Here is an 18,303-nt window from a genome sequence, read left to right as displayed (position 1 = left end):
TCACCAGGGGCCTCCTTCGCCGTGACGAATGTGAGCCACCTGGGACCTACCCGGGAACCCACGGGGGCGGAGGCCCCGCCCCTTCATCGCATCAAGAGTTGTGGATCGGGTCGCCTGCGTCGGTGCCGTTGTCGTCGGGGTCGAGGAGGTAGATGCCCCGTGCGATGCCTTGCAGGACGGTGTCGGCGGTTGCCTCTGCGGTCAGGTTGCTGGAATCCAGGACGTGGGCCTCGTAGACGCCCAGGCTGCTGAACTGGTCGTGCAGTGATCGGATAGGTTCGGGGTCAGTCAGAACGTCGCCGCTACGGCCGGTTGCCCGTTCCAGCGTGGTGTGCTGGTTCGGGCGAAGGATGACGTAGTTCAGTGGCACGGCCTGTTCTTGGGCCGCGGTGCGGAACAGGTCGATGAACCAGGGGCCGACGATGCCGTCGCAGACGACCTGGTAGCCGCCGCTGGCGTAGCCGAAGGCCGCCGAGACCAGTACTTGCAGGACCACCTTGTTCTGCTGATGGGCTTCGGGCAGGTAGGGCGCGATCCACCCCTGCTTGATGTAGTGCCAGAAATCGTCGCTGTGCAGGTGGACGCTGGGCGTCAGGCGATCGGCGACCAATGCCGCCACAGTGCTCTTGCCGGCTCCGGGCGGCCCCGTCAGCACGGTCACCTGGCCGCGGAGAGGGGAGGTCTGCTGGACAGTCGGCGAGTTCATGCCGCCACCGTGTCACGTTCGACCAGCACACCGCTGTCGAATTTGGCCCCCGCCCGCACAAGGGGCACGAGGTGGGCGCCGGTGATCGCACGCCAGCGGGTCTGCGCGGACTCGACCAGCTTGAACACCATGGCGAGTGCAGCGGCCGGGCTGCCGGCGCCGCGGGTGACTTTGGTCCGCAGCTTGACCGTTGAGAAGGTCGACTCGATGGGATTCGTCGTGCGCAGATGGACCCAGTGCTCTGCCGGGAAGTCGTAGAACGCGAGCAGTTCATCGGCGCCGTCGGTGATCTTCGCTACGGCCTTGGGCCACTTGATGCCGTAGGTCTTCGCGAACGCCTCGATCGCGCGCTCGGCATGGGCACGGCTCTCAGCGTTGCAGATCTCCTGCATTGCCTTCGTCGCGCCCGGTTGTGCCGACTTCGGCAGACAGTTCGATACGTTTCGGGCCTTGTGAACCCAGCAGCGCTGGTGACGTGCGGCGGGAAAAACCTCGGCGAGCGCTCGCCACAGCCCCATCGCGCCGTCACCGATGACCAACTCGGGGTCACGCATGCCGCGGCGGCGGCAGTCCCGCAGCAGGTCGGCCCATGACTCGGTCGACTCGCGTAGTCCCTCGGCCAGTGCGATCAGCTCCTTGGTGCCGTCCAGACGCACCCCGAGCAGGACCAGGACACAGGAATGCGCCTGACCGAGACGGACCTTCGGATGCACCCCATCGGCCCACACATAGACAAAGTCGCGGTCGGACAAGTCCCGCTCCTGGAAGGCGGCGTGGTCATCGCCCCACTGTTTCGTCAACCGGGTCACGGTGGCCGGCGACAGGCCGGCCGTGCCGCCGAGGAACTGCTCCAGTGCGGGCACGAAGTCGCCCGACGACAGTCCGTGCAGGTAGAGCAGCGGCAGCACCTCGGAGATCTTCGGGGACTTTCGGCACCACGACGGCAAGATCTTCGACGAAAACCGCTTGCGCTCGCCGGTGGCCTCGTCCACGCGGCGGTCGTTGATCCGCGGGGCCCGGACCTCAACAGGGCCAGCAGCGGTGACCACGGTGCGAGGCCGGTGGTGGCCGTTGCGGACCACCAACCGCCGGCCCGCCTCGTCGGTCTCAGCCGTCAACTCGGCTATGTACTGGTTGACTTCCGCCTCCAAGGCGGCGGCGAGCATCCGCCGGGCGCCTTCCCGGACAATCTCGTCGATCAGGGAGCCGGACCGGGTGGAGCCGTCGTCGGTGACTACGCTGAGCACGGGCGTGACTTCCCGACCCGCGCTGCAACGCGGGCCTACTCGGAGACCTTACGGATCATTCGGGAAGGTACGCCCTCAGCGTGCCCTCCCGGAGCTGATCCACAAGTCCTGAGAATTGCTCCTCCATAAACGACGCGGTCGGCATCAGCAGAGGCGGCATCCGCAGCGAAGCCCTCCTCCGAGCATCGAGGGCAGTCGGCGAGGCGGGCCAGGATCAGGCATCGCCGGTTGGAAAGCAGCCATCTGAGTACCTGCGCGCGAGGCACCCGATCGAGCTGCAGCCGTCGACCGAGACGGCACGACCACCTGTCCTCACAAAGCCTTGATCCGGGGTGCTTGTAGAGGTCACAGGGGTCGGGGCCCCTGGTCTACGGTGCGGTTCCCGATATCGCCGTCTGCCCCCCTTCCTCCACTGCCCATTAGGTCTACGGCAGCAACCCGCAGCTGCGGAGCGCGCTGGAAGACCGCCAGGTCGGCTACGTCCTCGCGGTCGCCTGCGATCACCAGATCGCCACCCCGGCGGGCAAGATGCGGGCCGATGCACTGGCCAAGAAGCTTCCGAAACGGGCCCGCCAGAAGCCCTCCGCAGGCGCCAGCGCCAAGGGGCACCGCTACTACGACTCGGCCCTGGCTGACGTTGCCGACGACCAGCCCGGTCACCGCCATCTACTCGTTCGCCGCAACCGCAACAGCCGCGAACTCGCCTTCTACCGCTGCTACTCGGCTGCCCCGGTGCCGCTGGCCACCCTGGTGCGGGTGGCCGGGCGCAGGTGGACCGTCGAAGAGGCGTTCCAAACTGCCAAGGTTCTGGCCGGGCTTGACAAACACCAGGTCAGACGCTGGACGTCCTGGCACCGCTGGGTCACCCTCGCGATGCCCGCCCATGTCTTCCTGGCCGCAGCCACCGCACACGAACACAACCACCACCCGGCTCCAGGCGAGCTGATTCCGTTGACCTGCAACGAGGTCCAGCACCTGTTCGCCGCACTGACCACCACCGCCCATCCCCGACCGCGAACGTCGGCGACGTCCTCGGCGGCAGCACCGTGGGCCCGCTCGACTTCGACGGCTACACCGTTCAGGCCACCACGCTGGGCGCGCTCACCGATCTTCACGCGGAGGTGGCGGAACCCCCGGCGGACCCGGGCGAGGGTGAGCCGACGAGGCTGTGCCAGCCGCTCCCAGGGGCGGCGCAGATCCTCGGCGAGGGGCCGAGCAAGGCGGAGTTGCGTGTGGGCGGCGATGATCAGCCAGGTCCACAGGTCGGCAGTGTGCGGATCCCGGACCTTCGGCACGGTCCAGCCCAGGGTCTGCTTGAACAGCCGGAAGGTATGTTCAAGATCGAACCTGCGAAGGTGAGGACACCGCCGTGCTTGCGGGGCTGTCCGCCGCGTGGTGTGGAGCGGCGAGGGCTCGCGTCACGGAGCATGACCCGGTCCGAGCGCAGGCGGCCGACCAGTTCGACGGGCAGGTCGGCCAGGACGTAGGCGAGGCGGGTGACGTCGTAGCCGGTGTCCAGGACGATGAGAATGTCGGGATCTCCTGGGCGCCACTGCCCCGCTTGCACGAGCCGGGTGACGACCTCGCGGAGTTGGCCAGCGGTCACCGCGGTGGCGTCGTCGGCCGGCCCGAGCCGGACCGCGTCCAGCAGCGCGGTCCAGGACGTGCGCCCGGGCTCCACGGCGGCGACGAAAGAGTAGGGCCAGCCGGGGATCAATTGATCGGCGCTGCGGCCCCGCCCATAGACGTGGCAGAACAGCAACTCCGGGCTGGTCGGGGCATCCGGGCGCAGCCAGTCGCTCACGTCCACCGCGAGCACGATCCGCCCGTCGGCCGCACGCGGCAGTAAGGCAAAGCGGCGGCGACGTCCGGCGTCCGGTCCGCGGACTGCGCCAGCACCCCACCGCCGCCGGCGTGTGCGGGTCGACGGGGAGCCGGTCGCGGCTCCCTGGGTCACAGGCCCAGGGCGATGGCCATGCGGGTCAGTTCGGCGGTGTTGGAGATGTTGAGCTTGGCCCGGATGCGGCGCAGGTAGGCGTCCACAGTGTGGGTGGAGAGGCCCATGTGGCGGGCGGTCTGGAGGTAGGTGCGGCCAGCGGCGATGTGCCGGAGCGTCTCGCGCTCGCGCGGAGCCAGCGCGGGGGCGGGGGCTTCGATGTGCCGAATGGCGAGGGTGGCGCTCATGGTGCTGTCCTTCGGCGAGGGATCTGACCGTTTAGGGCGATTTACCCTTGTTTCTTCAGATTGCTCGCCGGACGTCATGGCAGTGTCCGCCGACTGTCACAGGCGCGTCACAGGGAAAGGCGGAATGGCTTGAATCAGAAGCCATATCTCTATCGATCATGAGGAAGGTTCTGATCGAACACGGTCCTTGATCGGGTGATCTCAGCCGGGTGGATGCATGAGTACAGGGCCCCTTGGTACCTCGGGTTTGCGACCACTCGAGCGCCAGGAGGCCCTGTTGTTCCAGTCTTGGGTGACGGTCCCCGTCTCATCCAACTCCCGCGTGTCGTCGTGCGACTGCCTCGCGCACAGGTTCGGGAACGCGGCCGATCGCCCGGAGCGGGTGCCGGTGTATCCGTCGGACATGACGGACGCGGAGTGGGCAGTGGTGCGGGACGCAATGCCGGTGCCGACCTGGCTGGAGGGCCGGGGCGGGCAGCCGGAGGGCTACTGCCACCGTGTGATGCTGGATTGATGCTGGATGCGGTCCGGTACGTCACCGACAACGGCATCAAGTGGCGCTCTATGCCCGCCGACTTCCCTGCCTGGGACCGGGTGTATGCCTTTTTCCGCAGGTGGCGGGAGCACGGCCTGGTCAAGGAGTTCCACGACCGGCTGCGCGGCCGGGCCCGCGAGGCCGAGGGCCGGCATCAGGAGCCAACAGCGGCGGTCATCGACTCGCAGTCGGTCAAGGGCGCCGCCTCGGTGCCCGCCGCTTCACGCGGCTATGACGGCGGCAAGAAGATCAACGGAAGGCACCGGCACGTCATCACGGACTGCCTGGGCCTGCTGCTGATGGTGCTGGTGTGTGCCGCCGACGTCACCGACCGCCAGGCCGCCCGCGTCATGCTGCCCCGCCTGCGGGCACGGTTCCACAAGATCACGCTGGTGTGGGCCGACGGCGGCCACACCGGCCGCCTGGTCACCTGGTCACCTGGGCGAAGGAGAAACTCCAGCTCACGCTGCAGATCGTCAAACGCAGCGATGACATGAAGGGGTTCGTGGTACTCCCGAGACGTCGGGTAGTAGAGCGCACGCTGGGGTGGCTGATGCGCTCGCGCCGCCTGGTGCGGCACTTCGAGACACTGCCCGCCAGCAGCGAGGCGTTCATCTACTTCTCGCAGGCCATGCTCATAGGCCGTCGCCTCGCACGCCCGGCTTCCCGGCGGCGGCACGAACAGGCACGGTGGGCTGCCGCGGCGTGAACCGTCCGGACGGCGACACGGCCAGCCAGCCCCGTTCGGCCAGGCGCATCGCCTTGAACCGCACACCCTCGATCTTCGCTGCCACCAACTCCAGCCCCAGCCCGGACGCGATCTCCTTCGCCGAAACCCCCTCACCACCTCCCGGACCGGACTCCACCAGATCCACGATCCGCCGGAAATCCAACGCGAGCGCCTCCACCGTCATCCCCTCCCCGAAGTGCGGCACGATCGACCCCGCGACCGGGACCCTCACCGCTGTGGCCTCCGGCACCGGCTCCGGCGCCTCCCGCACGACCGCATCCGCCGCATCACCAGGGGCGGCCAGGGCCTCGGCCAGCTCCGCCCACCTGTACGGCTTCCCCTCGCAGGACTCCGACCTGGACTTGCGAGGCGTCCACCTGCTGCCCACCACCGACCTGGTCGGGCTGCGTGAGCCGGAGGAGACACGGTCGCGGACGTGGGTGCGGCTGGAGGTCGAGATGGACCTCGTCACCCACGATCTGCGCAAGTTCGTACGGCTGATGCTGCGGCGCAACGGCTATGTGCTGGAGCAACTGCTCTCGCCACTGGTCGTGCACACCACAGACGCCCACCGGGAACTGACCGCGTTCGTGCCGGGCGTCCTCACCAGTCACCACGCCCACCACTACCGCGGGTTCGCGGGGACCCAGTGGCGGCTGTTCGAGAAGACCGGCGAACTCAAGCCGTTGCTCTACACCTTCCGCGTACTGCTCACCGGCATCCACCTCATGCGCAGCGGCGAGGTATCACCTGCCGACCTTGGTCGGCGAGTTGGACGCGCCCGGCTATCTGCCCGAGCTGGTGGCCGCCAAGGCGGAACGCGAGCACGGCACGGCCGTCGTCGACCACCCGCGGGTAGCGGCCGACGTGCAGCGGCTGCATGCCGTGCTCGACGAGGCGCAGGCCTCCTCAGAGCTGCCTGAGACGCCCACCGCGTACGACGCCCTGCACGACTTCGTGGTGCGCGTCCGGCTGACCAGCTGAGGCGCGGCGCGCCCGGAACAGGAAGTCGGCCACGCGCGCGTGGTCCGGTTCCAGGCGGGAGCGGGGTGTGCCGCAGGGCCTCCTCGGCCTCGGCCGCCAGCCGGGCCATGCGGGCCTCGACCCGTGCCCAGGAGACCTCGCCCCGCTTCACCGCGAGCAGGGAGTTCCGGCCAGGATGGGAAGGGACAGGCCGGCGGCCACAAAGTCCCGATGGCTCGCTCTCGACTGCTCCATCGTGCGCGTGCTCCTCTCGGTGGAACCTCGTCCTGGCGCCGCCTCCGATGCCGGGCCTCTCACCCGCCCGGCATCGGGGCGCCTCGCGTCCGTGTATCGGTCTCAGGCGGGGCGGCCTCCGACGTTGATCTCCGCGCCGCCGGCGAAGGCGTTGGCTGCCGGGGAGTTGAGGCCTGTCAGGCGTACATACCGGCCGCGGGTTGCGCCGAACTCGACGTTCTGGGGGGTGAGCGCCTCGGTAAAGGAGCCGGTGGCCACCTCCGTCCAGGTGGTGCCGTCGGCGGACACCGCGATCCGGTAGTCCTGGATCCTGCCGTTGCGGGCGTTCTGCCGTTGTGTGTACTGCAGGCCCGTGACGTCGTACGTCTTCCCCAGGTCCAGGGTGATGTGGTGGGGGAAGCCGGGCGCGGCGCTGTACCACTGGGTGTGCCAGAAAGTGTTCGGGTCGCCGTCGATGGCGTTCGTGGCGGCTCCGTTCTCGCCGACGGTCTCCTGGCTGTCGACGTCGTGCACGCGGAGCGTGGACTGGTCGATCAGATCCGGCAGCGGGCGCAGGGCGGATTCGACCGACACGGTGGCGCGTGCCGAGCGGTCGCCCTGGACGGCGCTGATGGTGTGCGTGCCGTCGTAGGTCGCAGCCGGGATGACGCCGTGGCGGGCGAAGCATCCGTCCGCGTCGGCGCGCACCGTGTAGAGAGTCCTGTCGTCGATGCGGATGTCGACGTAGCCGGGCTCGAAACCGGTCAGCTTCAGCGGGACCCACGTTCCGGCCTTGACGTCTCGCGGTACCGAGAGCGCCGGGGCGGCCGGAGCGTGGTCGGTGCCGGAGGGCGTGTCGCTCGGCTGGACGTGGACGGACACCGGGTCGCCCACCGACGGGGTGAGCAGGCAGGTCGTCTCCTGGGCGAAGGCGGCCTTGACGCCTGCGGTGTAGAGGCCTGCGCCGTGGAGCGAGTCCCGGGCCCGGCTCTGGGTGAACGTCACCGGCAGTAGCCGGTCACCGCACTTGGCGGTCGCGGTGAGGGGCTCGGTCAGGGCGCTGGACGAGGCGGGGTCGCCGTCGGTCGCCGCAGTGTCGGGGACGATCCGGGTGCCGTCGTCGGAGGTCTTGGTGCCGGGGGCGGCGACGAGGCCCAGCCCGAGCTGGGCGGTCACTCCGCGCGGGGCGACGGCGTTGGTGCCAGCGACGGTGGCGGCCCACCGGGCACCCGGGCTCTCGTAGAAGTTGGCACCCGACACGGTCAGGCGCGGGCCCACCAGGGCGAGGCGAGCGGCGAAGTCGGCGACGTCCTTCTGGGCGGCGGGCGTCCAGCCGGTCTCCAGGATCGCAGCCGCTCGTGGCAGCGTGAGAAACTGCGCCTGATCGCCGCCGCGTACCGTCTCCGACCACAGCGGGCCCTCGACGCCAAGCACGGCCGCCTCGGGAATGCCGCCCGACACCGTGGTCGTCGGGTCCCAGCCGTAGTAGCGCTGGAAGTCGCAGGTGCCGCTGCAGGCCCACGTCAGGCCGATCGGGGTGTCCTTGGTGTACTTCTGGTCGAGGTAGGCGCCGCCCGCGGCAGACACCACGGCCTTGCCGCCCTTGGCGACGAAGTCCCGCACCCAGTCGCCGGAACCGACCCCGTACTGCACGACCGAGCCGTCCCAGAAACCGGGCTTCTGGGAGAGTCCGGCCTCGGCGTACTCCGTCCAGCCCATCGTCCCGACGCCCGTCGCGGCCTTGATACGGGGCACCGCGCGGTTGACGAAGTCGACGTAGCGGGTGTGGCCCATCGCGTGGGACTCGTCGCCGCCGACGTGCACGTACGGGCCGCCGGTCATCTCGGCCAGTTGGCGGAAGACGTGCTCGACGAAGGTGTAGGTGAGGTCCTGGCGCTCGTCGAGTGCGGAATAGCCGACGTTGCCGGTGCCGTTCCAGTCCACGACGCCGGTTCCGGAGTCGGACGCGGGCAGGGACCTGCTGGTGTTGAGCTGGGGAATCGCGTGCAGGGCGGCGTTGGTGTGCCCGGGGATGTCGACTTCGGGAACGACGGTGACGAACCGTTCCCTCGCGTAGGCGACGATGTCACGGTACTGCTGCTGCGTGTAGTAGCCGGTGCGGCCCAGTTCGGCCCGGTGGCCCTGCTGGTTCATCGCGGTCGCGCCCGACTCGCGGTGCAGTCTGCCGTAGTCGATCGGGTCGCCCGGGGCCTTGCCGTCGTTGGTGATCTCGATCCGCCAGCCCTGGTCGTCGGCGAGGTGCAGGTGCAGCACGCTCATCTTCAGCCGGGACAGCGTATTGATGTAGCGCTTGACGTCGTCGACGTCCTGGAACGAGCGGGCCACATCGAGCATGACACCGCGGTAGGAGAAGCGTGGCGCGTCCTCTATGTGCGTCGCGGGCACACGCCAGTCGGTGATGACAGGGGTCGGCGACTCCGCCCACGTGGGTAGGAGCTGACGCAGGCTCTGAGCCCCATTGAATGCGCCATGGCCGGTGCGCGCGGTGATCGACACGCTACCGCGGTCCACGTCCAGGACATACGACTCGGCGGTGGGTGCGGCGCCGTCGACGGTGTACTTCGCCGCCGGGTCCACCGAGAAATGGATGGCGTTGCCGCCGCCGTGCCCGCGCACCGGTACCCGGAATCCGGTCGCTTTCCGCAGTTCTACGGCGAGTTGCTCGCCGACACGGGCCGCCTCGCCTTGTGCGACGACGGCGAGGGAGGGACGCAGGACGAACGGCTCCTCGCCGGCCGCATGTTGCACGACGACCGGGCGCGGGACGAGCGCGGTGGCCGGCACCGCGGGCGGGGCCTGCTCGGCACTGGCTGCCGCTGGCACACCCGCCGGGCCAACCAGGATCGTGAGGACCGCCGCGACCAGCAGACGCGAAGCGCGACAGCGGGATGGCACAGGACTTCTCTTCAATCGCAATGGCACGGGGACTCCCTGTAGGGCAATCAGCGATGCACGTACATGCTTGAAAAGCCTGAGTTCCATTCAGTTTCGAGCAACTTAGCGCCACGGACCGGAGTGGTCTAGTCCCTTCACACGGAGAAGGTCTCGGCGTACTCCTCCGCTCCACCCAGTTCCGGCTCGCCGCGCAGCTCGATCCGTTCTCCGAAGCGCTCCAGCTCCAGCCGGGTCACAGTGTTCTCGCCCAGCAGAGGCGCGGGAAGATAGAGCATCACCTGAGGGCCGACCTCCCAGTACCGGCCGAGCAGCACCCGTTCCCCCAGACGAATCCCTTGGCGAAACCGGGGAATGCCAGAAACGCGTCCGCCACACCTCGCCTCCGCCGCCGGCCTCGTGCCCGTTCCCAGGGACTCCGGCCACCGCACCGGCAACCTCCACCGCCCCAAGCGCTACAGCCGACGCCTGCGCCGCGTCTTCTACCTCTCCGCTCAGACCTGCATCATCCGCGACGGCCCCAACCGCGACTACCTCCTCAAGAAGCGACGCGAAGGCTGCAAGCACGTCCAAGCCGCCATCGCCCTCGCCCGTCGACGCGTCGATGTGCTCTCGGCCTACTGCGCGATGGAAGGCTCTTCCTCCACCCACCAGCCGCGCACGCAGCTTGAATAGGCCAGCGCTCCCCACCTGCCTGGCGATAGCCTGCGAGCCAACCCAAAGAGGCGGATCCAGTGGACTTCGACGCAGAACGATCAGCGCGCATCGCCGCCATGCAGGAAACCGCCCGGCCCGTCTGAGAGGCAAGTGGCGATACGGACGTCCTCCAGCAGTTCCTCGAGGACAACGGGTGCCATGGAGTGGAAGCCGTGTTCGTCACCATGGGCCTCTTGGATTGCGATCTCGCCGAAGCCCAACGAGCCTTCTTCAGCGCCCCATGCCGCGACGCCCAACGCCGGTTCCACAACGCCGCATTGGACCTACTTACCAAGGACGCCGCCGACGACGCCTGACAGCAGGCGGGGCCTTCACTGGGCCATTAAGACTCCACCGACCTCCGCTGTACGCTGTCCGCCGCACAGCTGGCCTGCATCAAGGAGTAGTGATGTTCGACCTCATCGTCATCGTGCACGTTCCCAAGGCCGAAGACGTCACCCCGGTCGCTGACGCGCTAGCTCGAATGCGTCCGCTGTGCCTCACCGAGGACGGCTGTGTCAGCTGGGAGGCATACCACTCGCACGAGGATCCCGCCCGGTTCGTGCTGGTCGAGCGCTGGGTAAGCCGGGGCCACTGGGAAGCCCACGATGCTGGAGCAGCCATCCAGAAGATCTACCTGCCCGAGATCATGCCGCGCATTGAGCGTGAGGTGCACCCGAGCGCACCCGTACGACCCCAAGGCCGGTGATCACGAAATGGGACGCATCTGTGACTTCCTTCCCGGGCTGAAGCCGGGAGTGTCTAATCAACGGCGGATCTGTTGATCATGGAGACGCCAAGTGAGTGAGATGACGATCGAGCAAGAGCCCGTAGTCGAGTCAGTTGGTGCGGCCACGTCGGGTGAGCAGTTGATCGCGATGCTGGTTGACCGTGCCCGCAGTGAGGGCCTGCAACTGACCGGTGAGGGTGGGCTGTTGCAGCAGCTGACCAAGCGGGTGCTGGAGTCCGCCCTGGAAGGAGAGATCACCGATCACGTCGGTTACGAGAAGCACGATCCGGCCGGGAAGAACAACGGCAACAGCCGCAACGGCACCCGCGCCAAGACAGTGCTGACCGACGTCGGCCCGGTCGAGGTCAGGGTGCCCCGCGACGTGGCCGGGACCTTCGAGCCGCAGATCGTCAAGAAGCGGCAGCGCCGGCTGACCGGGGTGGACGAAATGGTGCTGTCGCTGTCCGCGAAGGGACTCACGCACGGAGAGATCTCCGCACATCTGGCCGAGGTATATGGGGCCGAGGTGTCCAAGCAGACCATCTCTACGATCACCGACAAGGTGATGGAGGGCATGGCCGATTGGCAGAACCGGCCGCTGGACCGCGTCTATCCGGTCCTGTTCGTGGATGCCATCAACGTCAAGATCCGGGATGGCCAGGTCGCGAACAGGCCGATCTACGTCGTCATGGCCGTCACGGCCGAGGGCACCCGCGACATCCTTGGCATCTGGGCCGGGGACGGCGGTGAGGGCGCGAAGTACTGGCTGCACGTCTTCACCGAGCTGAAGAACCGCGGCCTGGACGACGTGCTGATGCTGGTCTGCGACGGACTGAAGGGCCTGCCCGAGGCGGTGGAGACCGTCTGGCCTCGCACGATTGTTCAAACATGTGTTGTTCACCTGCTGCGGAACAGCTTCCGTTACGCAGCCCGCCAGGACTGGGACAAGGTCGCCAAGGCACTCAAGCCCGTCTACACCGCCCCCAGCGAGGACGCGGCGACGGAGCGGTTCCTGGAGTTCCAGGAGGCATGGGGCCGGAAGTATCCGGCGATCGTGAAGCTGTGGTCGGACGCCTGGGCCGAGTTCGTGCCCTTCCTCTCCTTCGACGTCGAGATCCGCAAGGTCATCTGCAGCACGAACGCGATCGAGAGCGTCAACGCGCGGATACGCAAGGCCGTTCGCGCTCGCGGCCACTTCCCGTCGGAGACCGCTGCCCTCAAGTGCGTCTACATGGCGCTGATGAGCCTCGACCCGACCGGCAAGGGCCGCAAGAGGTGGACCATGCGCTGGAAGGCACCCCTGAACGCCTTCCAGATCGCCTTCGAAGGCCGGCTCACCCCGGCCAACAACTGAACCTCAACAACCAAGATCAGCCGTTAAGTTGACACACCCCTGAAGCCCGGGAAGGAAGTCAACCGTGACCGTCTCGCCGATTGCACTTGGTGTCCAAGGTGGCCCAGGGCGCGACGGGTGGCAGGTGGATCCGCCTGGCGAAATGAGCGGCGGAGTCCCCCTGCTATGGTGCGCCGATGTCAGCGATCAAGAAGTTTCAAGTCACCTTTGACTGCGCAGAACCTGAGCGCCTCGCTCGCTTCTGGTGCGAGGTGTTGGGGTACGTCGTACCGCCGCCGCCGGAGGGGTATGCCACTTGGGACGATTTCACTCGTTCGCAGCCACCTGAGCAGCGGGATTCATGGTTCGCCTGCGTAGATCCCTCAGGAGTGGGCCCGCGACTGTACTTCCAGCGCGTCCCCGAAGGGAAGGCCGTCAAGAACCGCGTGCATCTTGATGTGCGGGTCGGCACCGGTCTCGTGGGTGAAGCACGCCTCGCCGCACTTGAGGCCGAATGTGCGCGACTGATCCCGCTCGGCGCGGTACACGTGCGAACACTGTATGACGGCAATGATGCGTGCATCCCGATGCTGGACATCGAGGGCAACGAGTTCTGTATCGACTGAGCATTCTCCGAGCCGGAGAGGTGGGGAGCCGCCTCCCTCGGACCTCTCTGGTCTCGTATGGGGCGGGAGTGATCCCGTGAGGGCGAGGTTGTGCAGCCGAGCGATGCCGAGCATGGCGGTGTGAACACCGTCGCCTTCAGACGGCAGTCGCGAAGGATCTTCCAGGCCTTCATCCGCGCGAAGACGTGCTCGACGCGGGCCCGCACCTTGCGGTGGGAGGCGTTGCGCTCCTCCTTCCAAGCTGGCAGCTCGGCCCGCCCGCGTTCACGGCGGTGCGGGATAAACAGGCCGGTACCCCGGTAGCCGCCGTCCGCGATGACCGTGGCCCGGCCGACAGCAGCCTTCGCACCGGAAAGTTCCCACGCCTTCCGTCCTTACGGAACCGCTGACAGGGCTGAAGCGCGAGCGACAGCCGTGACCAGGGCCGTAGCTGGGTGCGAAGGCGGCCCCATCTCCTGCCAACACACCAGCCCCGCCCGGCAATGTGCTCCTGGCGGGGCTGGTCAGCATGGGCGCCGTAAAGATCGGTCGCCTACGCGGCGAAAGGCATTGCAAGGCTTCAGCCGAAAGCCATCTGCGGCTCGATTCCGCGTCGTCGGCGCAAGGGCCGACCCTATCTGCCTGGACGGTACCTCCGCTCGATGTGCCCCTTGAGGTCATCCGCATAGAAGTAGACCGGTCGCAGGTCACCCTTGGCGTAGCGTTCGGCCTGGTCGTCGAAGTGCGGTGAATCGGGGTGTCCGCTCGCGCCGCCCGCCGTCACAGCCCAGGCACGCAGTCGCGGCCCGAACTCCACCACCGCTACGAAGCTGTTGCCGCTGGTGCCGTAGTAACGCTTCGTTCCCGGGTAGGCCTTCGCTCCGAACGAGGCGAGGGAGCCCCAGCGCGATGAGGCGAAGGGCACCGGGATGCTCGGCTTGGCGTCGCTGAACTGCTGGACGATCGCTGCGTCGTTGCGCTGGTAGCGGTTGATGTCGCCCCAGGACACCTTCCAGCTGCCGAAGTCCCGTGCCAGTCGCCGTGTCGCGGTCTCGAGCGCGTCGAGTCGCTGCGCGTCACTGGCGCGGTCGGCCATGTAGTCCCACACCGACATTCCTGCGTCCCCCGCCGCCTGGGACGTGAGCGCCCACAGGTCTTCACCCCAGAACACGGCCACTGACGTCGCGGTCGACTCCGCGGCCCACCGGTGGTCCCAGTCACGCAGCAGACCGACAGGGCCGGCCAGCGCCGCCTTCTGCCTGTTGCCCTCGGGCAGTTGGTTCCACGCTGCGACGACCCCGGGAACCAGCCGTGCGAAAGCCGTCAGGTACGGATCGAACGCGGCCTCGATCAATGTCTGCGGGGTGAAGTCGTCACGCGCGGACAGCACCCGCTCCGCCTGTGACCCGCGCGGGTTCTCGCCGACCCTGTCGAAGTACCGCGGGTAGTCTGCCGCGTTGGGACTGTCCGCACCGGCGGCGGTCCACGGCCAGTTGTTCGTGTTGAACGCCCAGCCGTTCTTCGGGTTCACGACGTGCGGCATGCTGTCCAGGCTGTGCAGTCCGTGCCAGTCGGTCGTCGGATCACTGCCGTCGACGGGCCTGCGATAGTCGAAACGATCGTCTCTCACCGGCATGAACTGCGGCATCAGGAAGGCGATCTCACCCTTGGAGTCCGCGAAGAGCGTGTTGTTCGAGCTGTTCGCCTTCAGGCCCGCCACCCGGAGATAGTCCGCGTAGTTCCCCGTCGTGGTGCGCAGGAAGCTCTGCGTGAGCGCCTCGACAGGCTTGTTCATCAGCGCACACGCGATCCACTTGCCGTCCGCCTCACGCACGATGGGGCCGTGATGGGTGGCGAACGTGGTGAAGCTGCGCTTGTCCTGTCCGCCCTCCTCGGTACGGAAGGACAAGGTGATCGTCGTCGTGGTGACGGGGCGCAGTTCGTCGCCGTAGCGGTAGTAGCGGATCCCGTCGGCCCCCGTCACGATCGTCTCGGTGAATTCGTCGATGTTGTCGACGCCGCTCGTCGTGTGCATCCACCCCGTGTGCGCGTTGAAGCCCTGGTAGATGAAGAACTGGCCCCAGGTGGCGGCACCGTAGACGTTGAGCCCCTCGCCGCTCGTCACATGCTGTTCCGAGCGGAAGAAGAAGCTGGTGTGGGGGTTGATCAGGAGCAACGCGTGGCCGTCACGCGTGTGACTCGGCGCGATCGCGAAGCCGTTCGACCCCGTGGGTTCGCGCAGCACCAGCCCGCGTTCCGCGTCGGTCATCGGCACGTCCCGCTTGCCGTAGAAGGCTTCGAGCTGGGTGAGCAGCACCGACTCGATGTCGCCGCCGATGCTGCCCTCCGAGAAGCTCAGCGGCATCCACGGCTCGAACCGGTCGAGCACGCGCGGACGCACCTCGGGGTGTGTCGCGAGGTAGTAGTTGAGCCCATCCGCCCAGGCCTGCATCAACGTGCGCAGCCACGCCGGAGCCTTCGCATAGTCCTTCTTCAGCGCCTCCGGGTCGAGGAACAGCCGCTGGCGCAGGTCCTGCCAGATGGCGCTCTCTCCCTCGGCCTCGGCGAGGCGGCCCAGGGCCACGAGGTAGTTTCGTTCGATCCGGTTGAAGTCGTCCTCAGCCTGCGCGTACATCATTCCGAACACCGCGTCGGCATCGGACGTGCCCACGATGTGCGGAACGCCCCAGTCGTCCCGCGTGATCGTCACGTGGGCGGCGTGTCTGTTCCAGCGGGCCTTTTCCGGCAGCGTCTGCGGCGGCGCCGCGAACGCGGCCGCGGACGGTACTCCCGCCGCGGCCGCGGCCAGTCCGGCTGCCGTGCCCAGCACACGCCGCCGACTCACTCCCGTCTTGCGCACATGACCCACGAGCTGCTCCACCTTCCATCCGAAAAATCAACGGATCGTGCAGTTCGCACTGCTCGCAAGGAAGGTGGTCCACGCGCGGGATCCACCACGCCCTCAGCCGTCGGCGCGCACACGCGCCACATCACTGCAGCGCCGCCCCTCCACAACGGACACTCGCACCCGTAGACCGCAGCCCGACCACCACAACGGCAGCAACCACATGCGAAGCAACACCACAGCAGCAGACACAAACCTCAGCGTGACCACTCACATCGGCAGTCTTATCCGCCACACAGCCCACTGACAAGACCGCAATCGACAGAGAACAGAACACCCTCGCGCATCACCCCACCCAGACACCAACTCCACAACTACTCCAGGCCATTGAGCGGGCGACGACCAGCAGCCCGGCCCGCCCGGACCGCCAACCGCAAGGCATTCGGCAGGAACTTCACCATGCCGACCCGCGAAAGCGCCACGGCCCAGTCCCGCGTCGCAGCGTTGCCCAGCCTCCCAACGCCGGCCCGCGACGTCCCAAACCGCAAGGCACCCACGGTCGGACACGCTTCCCCGATCACGCAGACGCTACGCATTCCATCCTCAACCCCCGACCCGTCTCGCCAGCCTGCACACGGGACCGGATGGTGTCCAGACGGTGACAATCAAGAAGGACGACAAGGACCACGCCCTCAACGACACCCGGTACAAGGACCCCAAGAAAGAGACCATCTGCGGACGTTCATCCATGTCCAGGTACACCAACAGCGGGACGATGAGCGCGTTCGGTCTCAGGTCCGCCCCCGAGTCCCCACCACTCGACCCGGATCCCTACCGGGTGACACAGACCGCGATCGGTTCAACAACTGCGACGCCTCCCAGGACGTGGTCAAGTGCAAGATGCTCTGACCTCTGGCACCCATGGGGCGACGAGGCCACGCATCTGACGAGGAACCCGCCGTCGGCGCCAAGCCGGTGGCGGGGTTTCCCGCATGTCGAATACGGCGCTGCGGTCAGCCGCGGGCCGCCAGCCCGTCAGCCACGCATGCGAGGTAACCCGCGACGGCTTCCCTCCCGGCGTAGGCACGTCCATCAAGCCCCAGCGGTCGACCTTCCCCGTCTCACTGTCGAGGAAGAGCCCGGCGAACGCGTCCTCCGGATCGTCCGCCATAAAAGGTATCCAGGTACCGGGCCACTCACCGGACGAGGTCATCATGGCGTGCACGGCGAGGGCCTGACCGATCTGGAGCAGCCCTTCGCCGTCGAGGAAGGTGTTCACGCCCTCCCACTCCTCCTCGCCCCCGACCAGCACCGCCGACAGCGGCTACGCCACGATCTCGCCCTGCGCTATCCAGGTCCCAGCACGCGCTCCCGGCCGCCCGTCTGCTCGATGAGCCGCACCACGACGTGTGACCTTGCTGTAGAAGCCGACCCACTCCGTGTAGCGGCCGCGGGCAGCGCGCGTACCCGGACGCGCTGCAGGCCGACGTGGCGCCGCAGGTCGTTCGCCGCACCACCGGGGGGTGCATGCTTCCTTCCGTTGAGCGGCTGTCTTCTTCAGCGTGTGCCGGTAGGTCAGGTGCGGTGAGGACAGCCGCTGGATCTGTTCGGCGGTGGCGACCTTCAACACCCCGAGGACGCGCAGCACGTCGCTGCGCAGGTCGTTGGTCGACCCGCCTCATTCGCCTTCCTCTTGCCCGCCATCAGGCTCGCCCTCCCGTCGTCCGCGACCGGCCACCGGCCATCGAGGGGACCGGGCCCGGATCCGGTGATCTCCCCCACCACCGACAACCAACTCAGGAACAAGGGGAGAGAGGAGGGTTTTGACGCTCCCGCGCGGCCCTGCAAACCCGTTGTGACAAGGGGAAATGCAGGACTCTCTGGTGTCGGGCACGGAAGTGGCTTCGGCAGTGGGAACGCAAGCGCCGGCGGCTGGACCTCACCAGAGCGTACCCAGACCCGGACCTGGACCAGGTACCGGCCGGGCGGGACCGACGTCCGCCGCACGCGCACCGGAGGCCGGCAGTCGGCCGCGGGCCTCGGCCTCCTGGCTGAGCTGGCTCCGACACTCGCCGAGGCGGTCCGGATGGCCCGCGGAAGGGCCGACCGGGACGTGCACCTCCAGGCGATCGCCTACGCCGCTCTGGTGTCCCGTTTCGGCCTCGGCACCCTGGCCCAGGCGCACCGCGACGACCTGTCGCGCAGGGGGCAGGCCATCGAGATCGACGTGTGCAAGCAGCGCCTGCTCGACCACGTGGACGGGGAGTGGAGCCCGGAACTGCTACAGCGCCCCCGGCAAGTGATCATCGCTGCCGACTTCCCCAAGCAGGTGAGCCACTCCGTGGTCTGGCTGTCTGAGTTGACTTCTCCCCCTCCTGAAGGAGGGGGATTCTCACGGCTCGCGCTGTGAGGTTTTCTGCTTCATCGCCGACCGCCCGCCCGGAGTTCTCCGTTGAGGTCTTACGCCGGCTCCACAGACCGACACCGCCAGCCCGGCGGCCAGGAGGTTCTTCGCCGCGTTCGCGTCCCGGTCATGGGTCGCCCCGCAGACGCACGTCCAGGAACGGACGCTCAGCGGCATA

The 18,303-nt window shown here is 67.8% G+C and carries 14 protein-coding genes and 7 pseudogenes; 8 read left to right on the top strand and 13 right to left on the bottom strand.

Annotation, left to right across the window (positions count from 1 at the left end):
• Nucleotides 1–91: 91 nt before the first annotated feature.
• Nucleotides 92–661, bottom strand: coding sequence for an AAA family ATPase (locus ABZ818_RS39235; protein WP_361426052.1), 570 nt, complete (start codon nt 659–661; stop codon nt 92–94).
• Nucleotides 662–702: 41 nt separating this feature from the next.
• Nucleotides 703–1,953, bottom strand: coding sequence for an IS256 family transposase (locus ABZ818_RS39230; RefSeq protein ID WP_361426049.1), 1,251 nt, complete (start codon nt 1,951–1,953; stop codon nt 703–705).
• Between the two features lie 423 nt (nt 1,954–2,376).
• On the opposite strand from ABZ818_RS39230, the pseudogene ABZ818_RS39225 reads away from it, so the two are divergent.
• A pseudogene (locus tag ABZ818_RS39225) lies at nt 2,377–2,934 on the top strand (IS701 family transposase); the annotation flags it as partial.
• Nucleotides 2,935–3,068: 134 nt separating this feature from the next.
• Here ABZ818_RS39225 and ABZ818_RS39220 read toward each other — a convergent pair.
• A pseudogene (locus tag ABZ818_RS39220) lies at nt 3,069–3,799 on the bottom strand (transposase); the annotation flags it as partial.
• 107 nt (nt 3,800–3,906) lie between these two features.
• Complete coding sequence (locus tag ABZ818_RS39215; RefSeq protein ID WP_361426046.1) at nt 3,907–4,137, bottom strand: helix-turn-helix transcriptional regulator; 231 nt, start codon at nt 4,135–4,137, stop codon at nt 3,907–3,909.
• A gap of 513 nt (nt 4,138–4,650) precedes the next feature.
• Here ABZ818_RS39215 and ABZ818_RS39210 point away from each other — a divergent pair.
• Nucleotides 4,651–5,169: a transposase gene (locus tag ABZ818_RS39210; RefSeq protein ID WP_361426043.1), complete on the top strand. Its 519-nt coding sequence runs from the start codon at nt 4,651–4,653 to the stop codon at nt 5,167–5,169.
• 138 nt (nt 5,170–5,307) lie between these two features.
• Here ABZ818_RS39210 and ABZ818_RS39205 read toward each other — a convergent pair whose 3' ends face one another.
• Nucleotides 5,308–5,586 carry a hypothetical protein gene (locus ABZ818_RS39205; protein ID WP_361426040.1) on the bottom strand — a complete coding sequence of 93 codons (279 nt, stop codon included), beginning with the start codon at nt 5,584–5,586 and terminating at the stop codon, nt 5,308–5,310.
• A 121-nt stretch (nt 5,587–5,707) separates the two neighbouring features.
• Here ABZ818_RS39205 and ABZ818_RS39200 point away from each other — a divergent pair.
• Nucleotides 5,708–6,386 (top strand): annotated as a pseudogene (locus ABZ818_RS39200) (nucleotidyltransferase domain-containing protein); the annotation flags it as partial.
• Here ABZ818_RS39200 and ABZ818_RS39195 read toward each other — a convergent pair.
• From ABZ818_RS39195 to ABZ818_RS39185, 3 genes and pseudogenes are all read right to left on the bottom strand, one after another.
• A pseudogene (locus ABZ818_RS39195) lies at nt 6,312–6,546 on the bottom strand (nucleotidyltransferase); the annotation flags it as partial. The pseudogenes ABZ818_RS39200 and ABZ818_RS39195 overlap by 75 nt on opposite strands.
• Before the next feature lie 176 nt (nt 6,547–6,722).
• Nucleotides 6,723–9,443 (bottom strand): family 20 glycosylhydrolase, encoded by a 2,721-nt coding sequence (locus ABZ818_RS39190; protein WP_361426037.1) that lies wholly within the window; start codon nt 9,441–9,443, stop codon nt 6,723–6,725.
• A 206-nt stretch (nt 9,444–9,649) separates the two neighbouring features.
• A pseudogene (locus ABZ818_RS39185) lies at nt 9,650–9,885 on the bottom strand (beta-galactosidase); the annotation flags it as partial.
• A gap of 5 nt (nt 9,886–9,890) precedes the next feature.
• On the opposite strand from ABZ818_RS39185, the pseudogene ABZ818_RS39180 reads away from it, so the two are divergent.
• A pseudogene (locus ABZ818_RS39180) lies at nt 9,891–10,183 on the top strand (transposase); the annotation flags it as partial.
• 84 nt (nt 10,184–10,267) lie between these two features.
• Here the strand turns inward: ABZ818_RS39180 and ABZ818_RS39175 are convergent.
• The gene (locus ABZ818_RS39175) at nt 10,268–10,477 is read right to left on the bottom strand and encodes a hypothetical protein (protein WP_361426034.1); all 210 of its coding nucleotides are present in this window, start codon (nt 10,475–10,477) and stop codon (nt 10,268–10,270) included.
• 140 nt (nt 10,478–10,617) lie between these two features.
• Between ABZ818_RS39175 and ABZ818_RS39170 the strand changes: the two genes are divergently transcribed.
• From ABZ818_RS39170 to ABZ818_RS39160, 3 genes are all read left to right on the top strand, one after another.
• The gene (locus ABZ818_RS39170; protein WP_361426031.1) at nt 10,618–10,917 is read left to right on the top strand and encodes an antibiotic biosynthesis monooxygenase; all 300 of its coding nucleotides are present in this window, start codon (nt 10,618–10,620) and stop codon (nt 10,915–10,917) included.
• Nucleotides 10,918–11,086: 169 nt separating this feature from the next.
• Complete coding sequence (locus ABZ818_RS39165; RefSeq protein WP_361426055.1) at nt 11,087–12,292, top strand: IS256 family transposase; 1,206 nt, start codon at nt 11,087–11,089, stop codon at nt 12,290–12,292.
• Nucleotides 12,293–12,468: 176 nt separating this feature from the next.
• Nucleotides 12,469–12,897: a VOC family protein gene (locus ABZ818_RS39160; RefSeq protein ID WP_361426028.1), complete on the top strand. Its 429-nt coding sequence runs from the start codon at nt 12,469–12,471 to the stop codon at nt 12,895–12,897.
• A gap of 72 nt (nt 12,898–12,969) precedes the next feature.
• Here the strand turns inward: ABZ818_RS39160 and ABZ818_RS39155 are convergent.
• The 3 genes and pseudogenes from ABZ818_RS39155 to ABZ818_RS39145 all read right to left on the bottom strand — a co-directional run.
• Nucleotides 12,970–13,265: pseudogene (locus ABZ818_RS39155) on the bottom strand (transposase); the annotation flags it as partial.
• Between the two features lie 245 nt (nt 13,266–13,510).
• A complete protein-coding gene (locus ABZ818_RS39150) occupies nt 13,511–15,757 on the bottom strand; it encodes a penicillin acylase family protein (protein WP_361426025.1) in 2,247 nt (748 codons plus the stop codon).
• Nucleotides 15,758–16,610: 853 nt separating this feature from the next.
• A complete protein-coding gene (locus tag ABZ818_RS39145) occupies nt 16,611–17,000 on the bottom strand; it encodes a hypothetical protein (protein ID WP_361426022.1) in 390 nt (129 codons plus the stop codon).
• 807 nt (nt 17,001–17,807) lie between these two features.
• Here ABZ818_RS39145 and ABZ818_RS39140 point away from each other — a divergent pair.
• A complete protein-coding gene (locus ABZ818_RS39140) occupies nt 17,808–18,131 on the top strand; it encodes a hypothetical protein (RefSeq protein WP_361426019.1) in 324 nt (107 codons plus the stop codon).
• Here ABZ818_RS39140 and ABZ818_RS39135 read toward each other — a convergent pair.
• On the bottom strand, nt 18,114–18,303 hold a 190-nt coding region (locus ABZ818_RS39135), incomplete at its 5' end, for a zinc ribbon domain-containing protein (RefSeq protein WP_361426016.1). The two genes, ABZ818_RS39140 and ABZ818_RS39135, sit on opposite strands and share 18 nt — an antisense overlap.

Source organism: Streptomyces sp. NPDC047453 (assembly GCF_040643155.1).
Lineage (GTDB): Bacteria > Actinomycetota > Actinomycetes > Streptomycetales > Streptomycetaceae > Streptomyces.
Note: the sequence above shows the minus strand (reverse complement) of the source record. Positions and strands in the feature narration are given on the sequence as shown.

Coding starts and splice junctions, on each gene's coding strand:
- ABZ818_RS39165 (WP_361426055.1), top strand. CDS start 11,087: ATGCTGGTTGACCGTGCCCGCAGTGAGGGCCTGCAACTGACCGGTGAG.
- ABZ818_RS39205 (WP_361426040.1), bottom strand. CDS start 5,586: ATGACGGTGGAGGCGCTCGCGTTGGATTTCCGGCGGATCGTGGATCTG.
- ABZ818_RS39215 (WP_361426046.1), bottom strand. CDS start 4,137: ATGAGCGCCACCCTCGCCATTCGGCACATCGAAGCCCCCGCCCCCGCG.
- ABZ818_RS39140 (WP_361426019.1), top strand. CDS start 17,808: ATGGCCCGCGGAAGGGCCGACCGGGACGTGCACCTCCAGGCGATCGCC.
- ABZ818_RS39210 (WP_361426043.1), top strand. CDS start 4,651: ATGCTGGATGCGGTCCGGTACGTCACCGACAACGGCATCAAGTGGCGC.
- ABZ818_RS39160 (WP_361426028.1), top strand. CDS start 12,469: ATGTCAGCGATCAAGAAGTTTCAAGTCACCTTTGACTGCGCAGAACCT.
- ABZ818_RS39170 (WP_361426031.1), top strand. CDS start 10,618: ATGTTCGACCTCATCGTCATCGTGCACGTTCCCAAGGCCGAAGACGTC.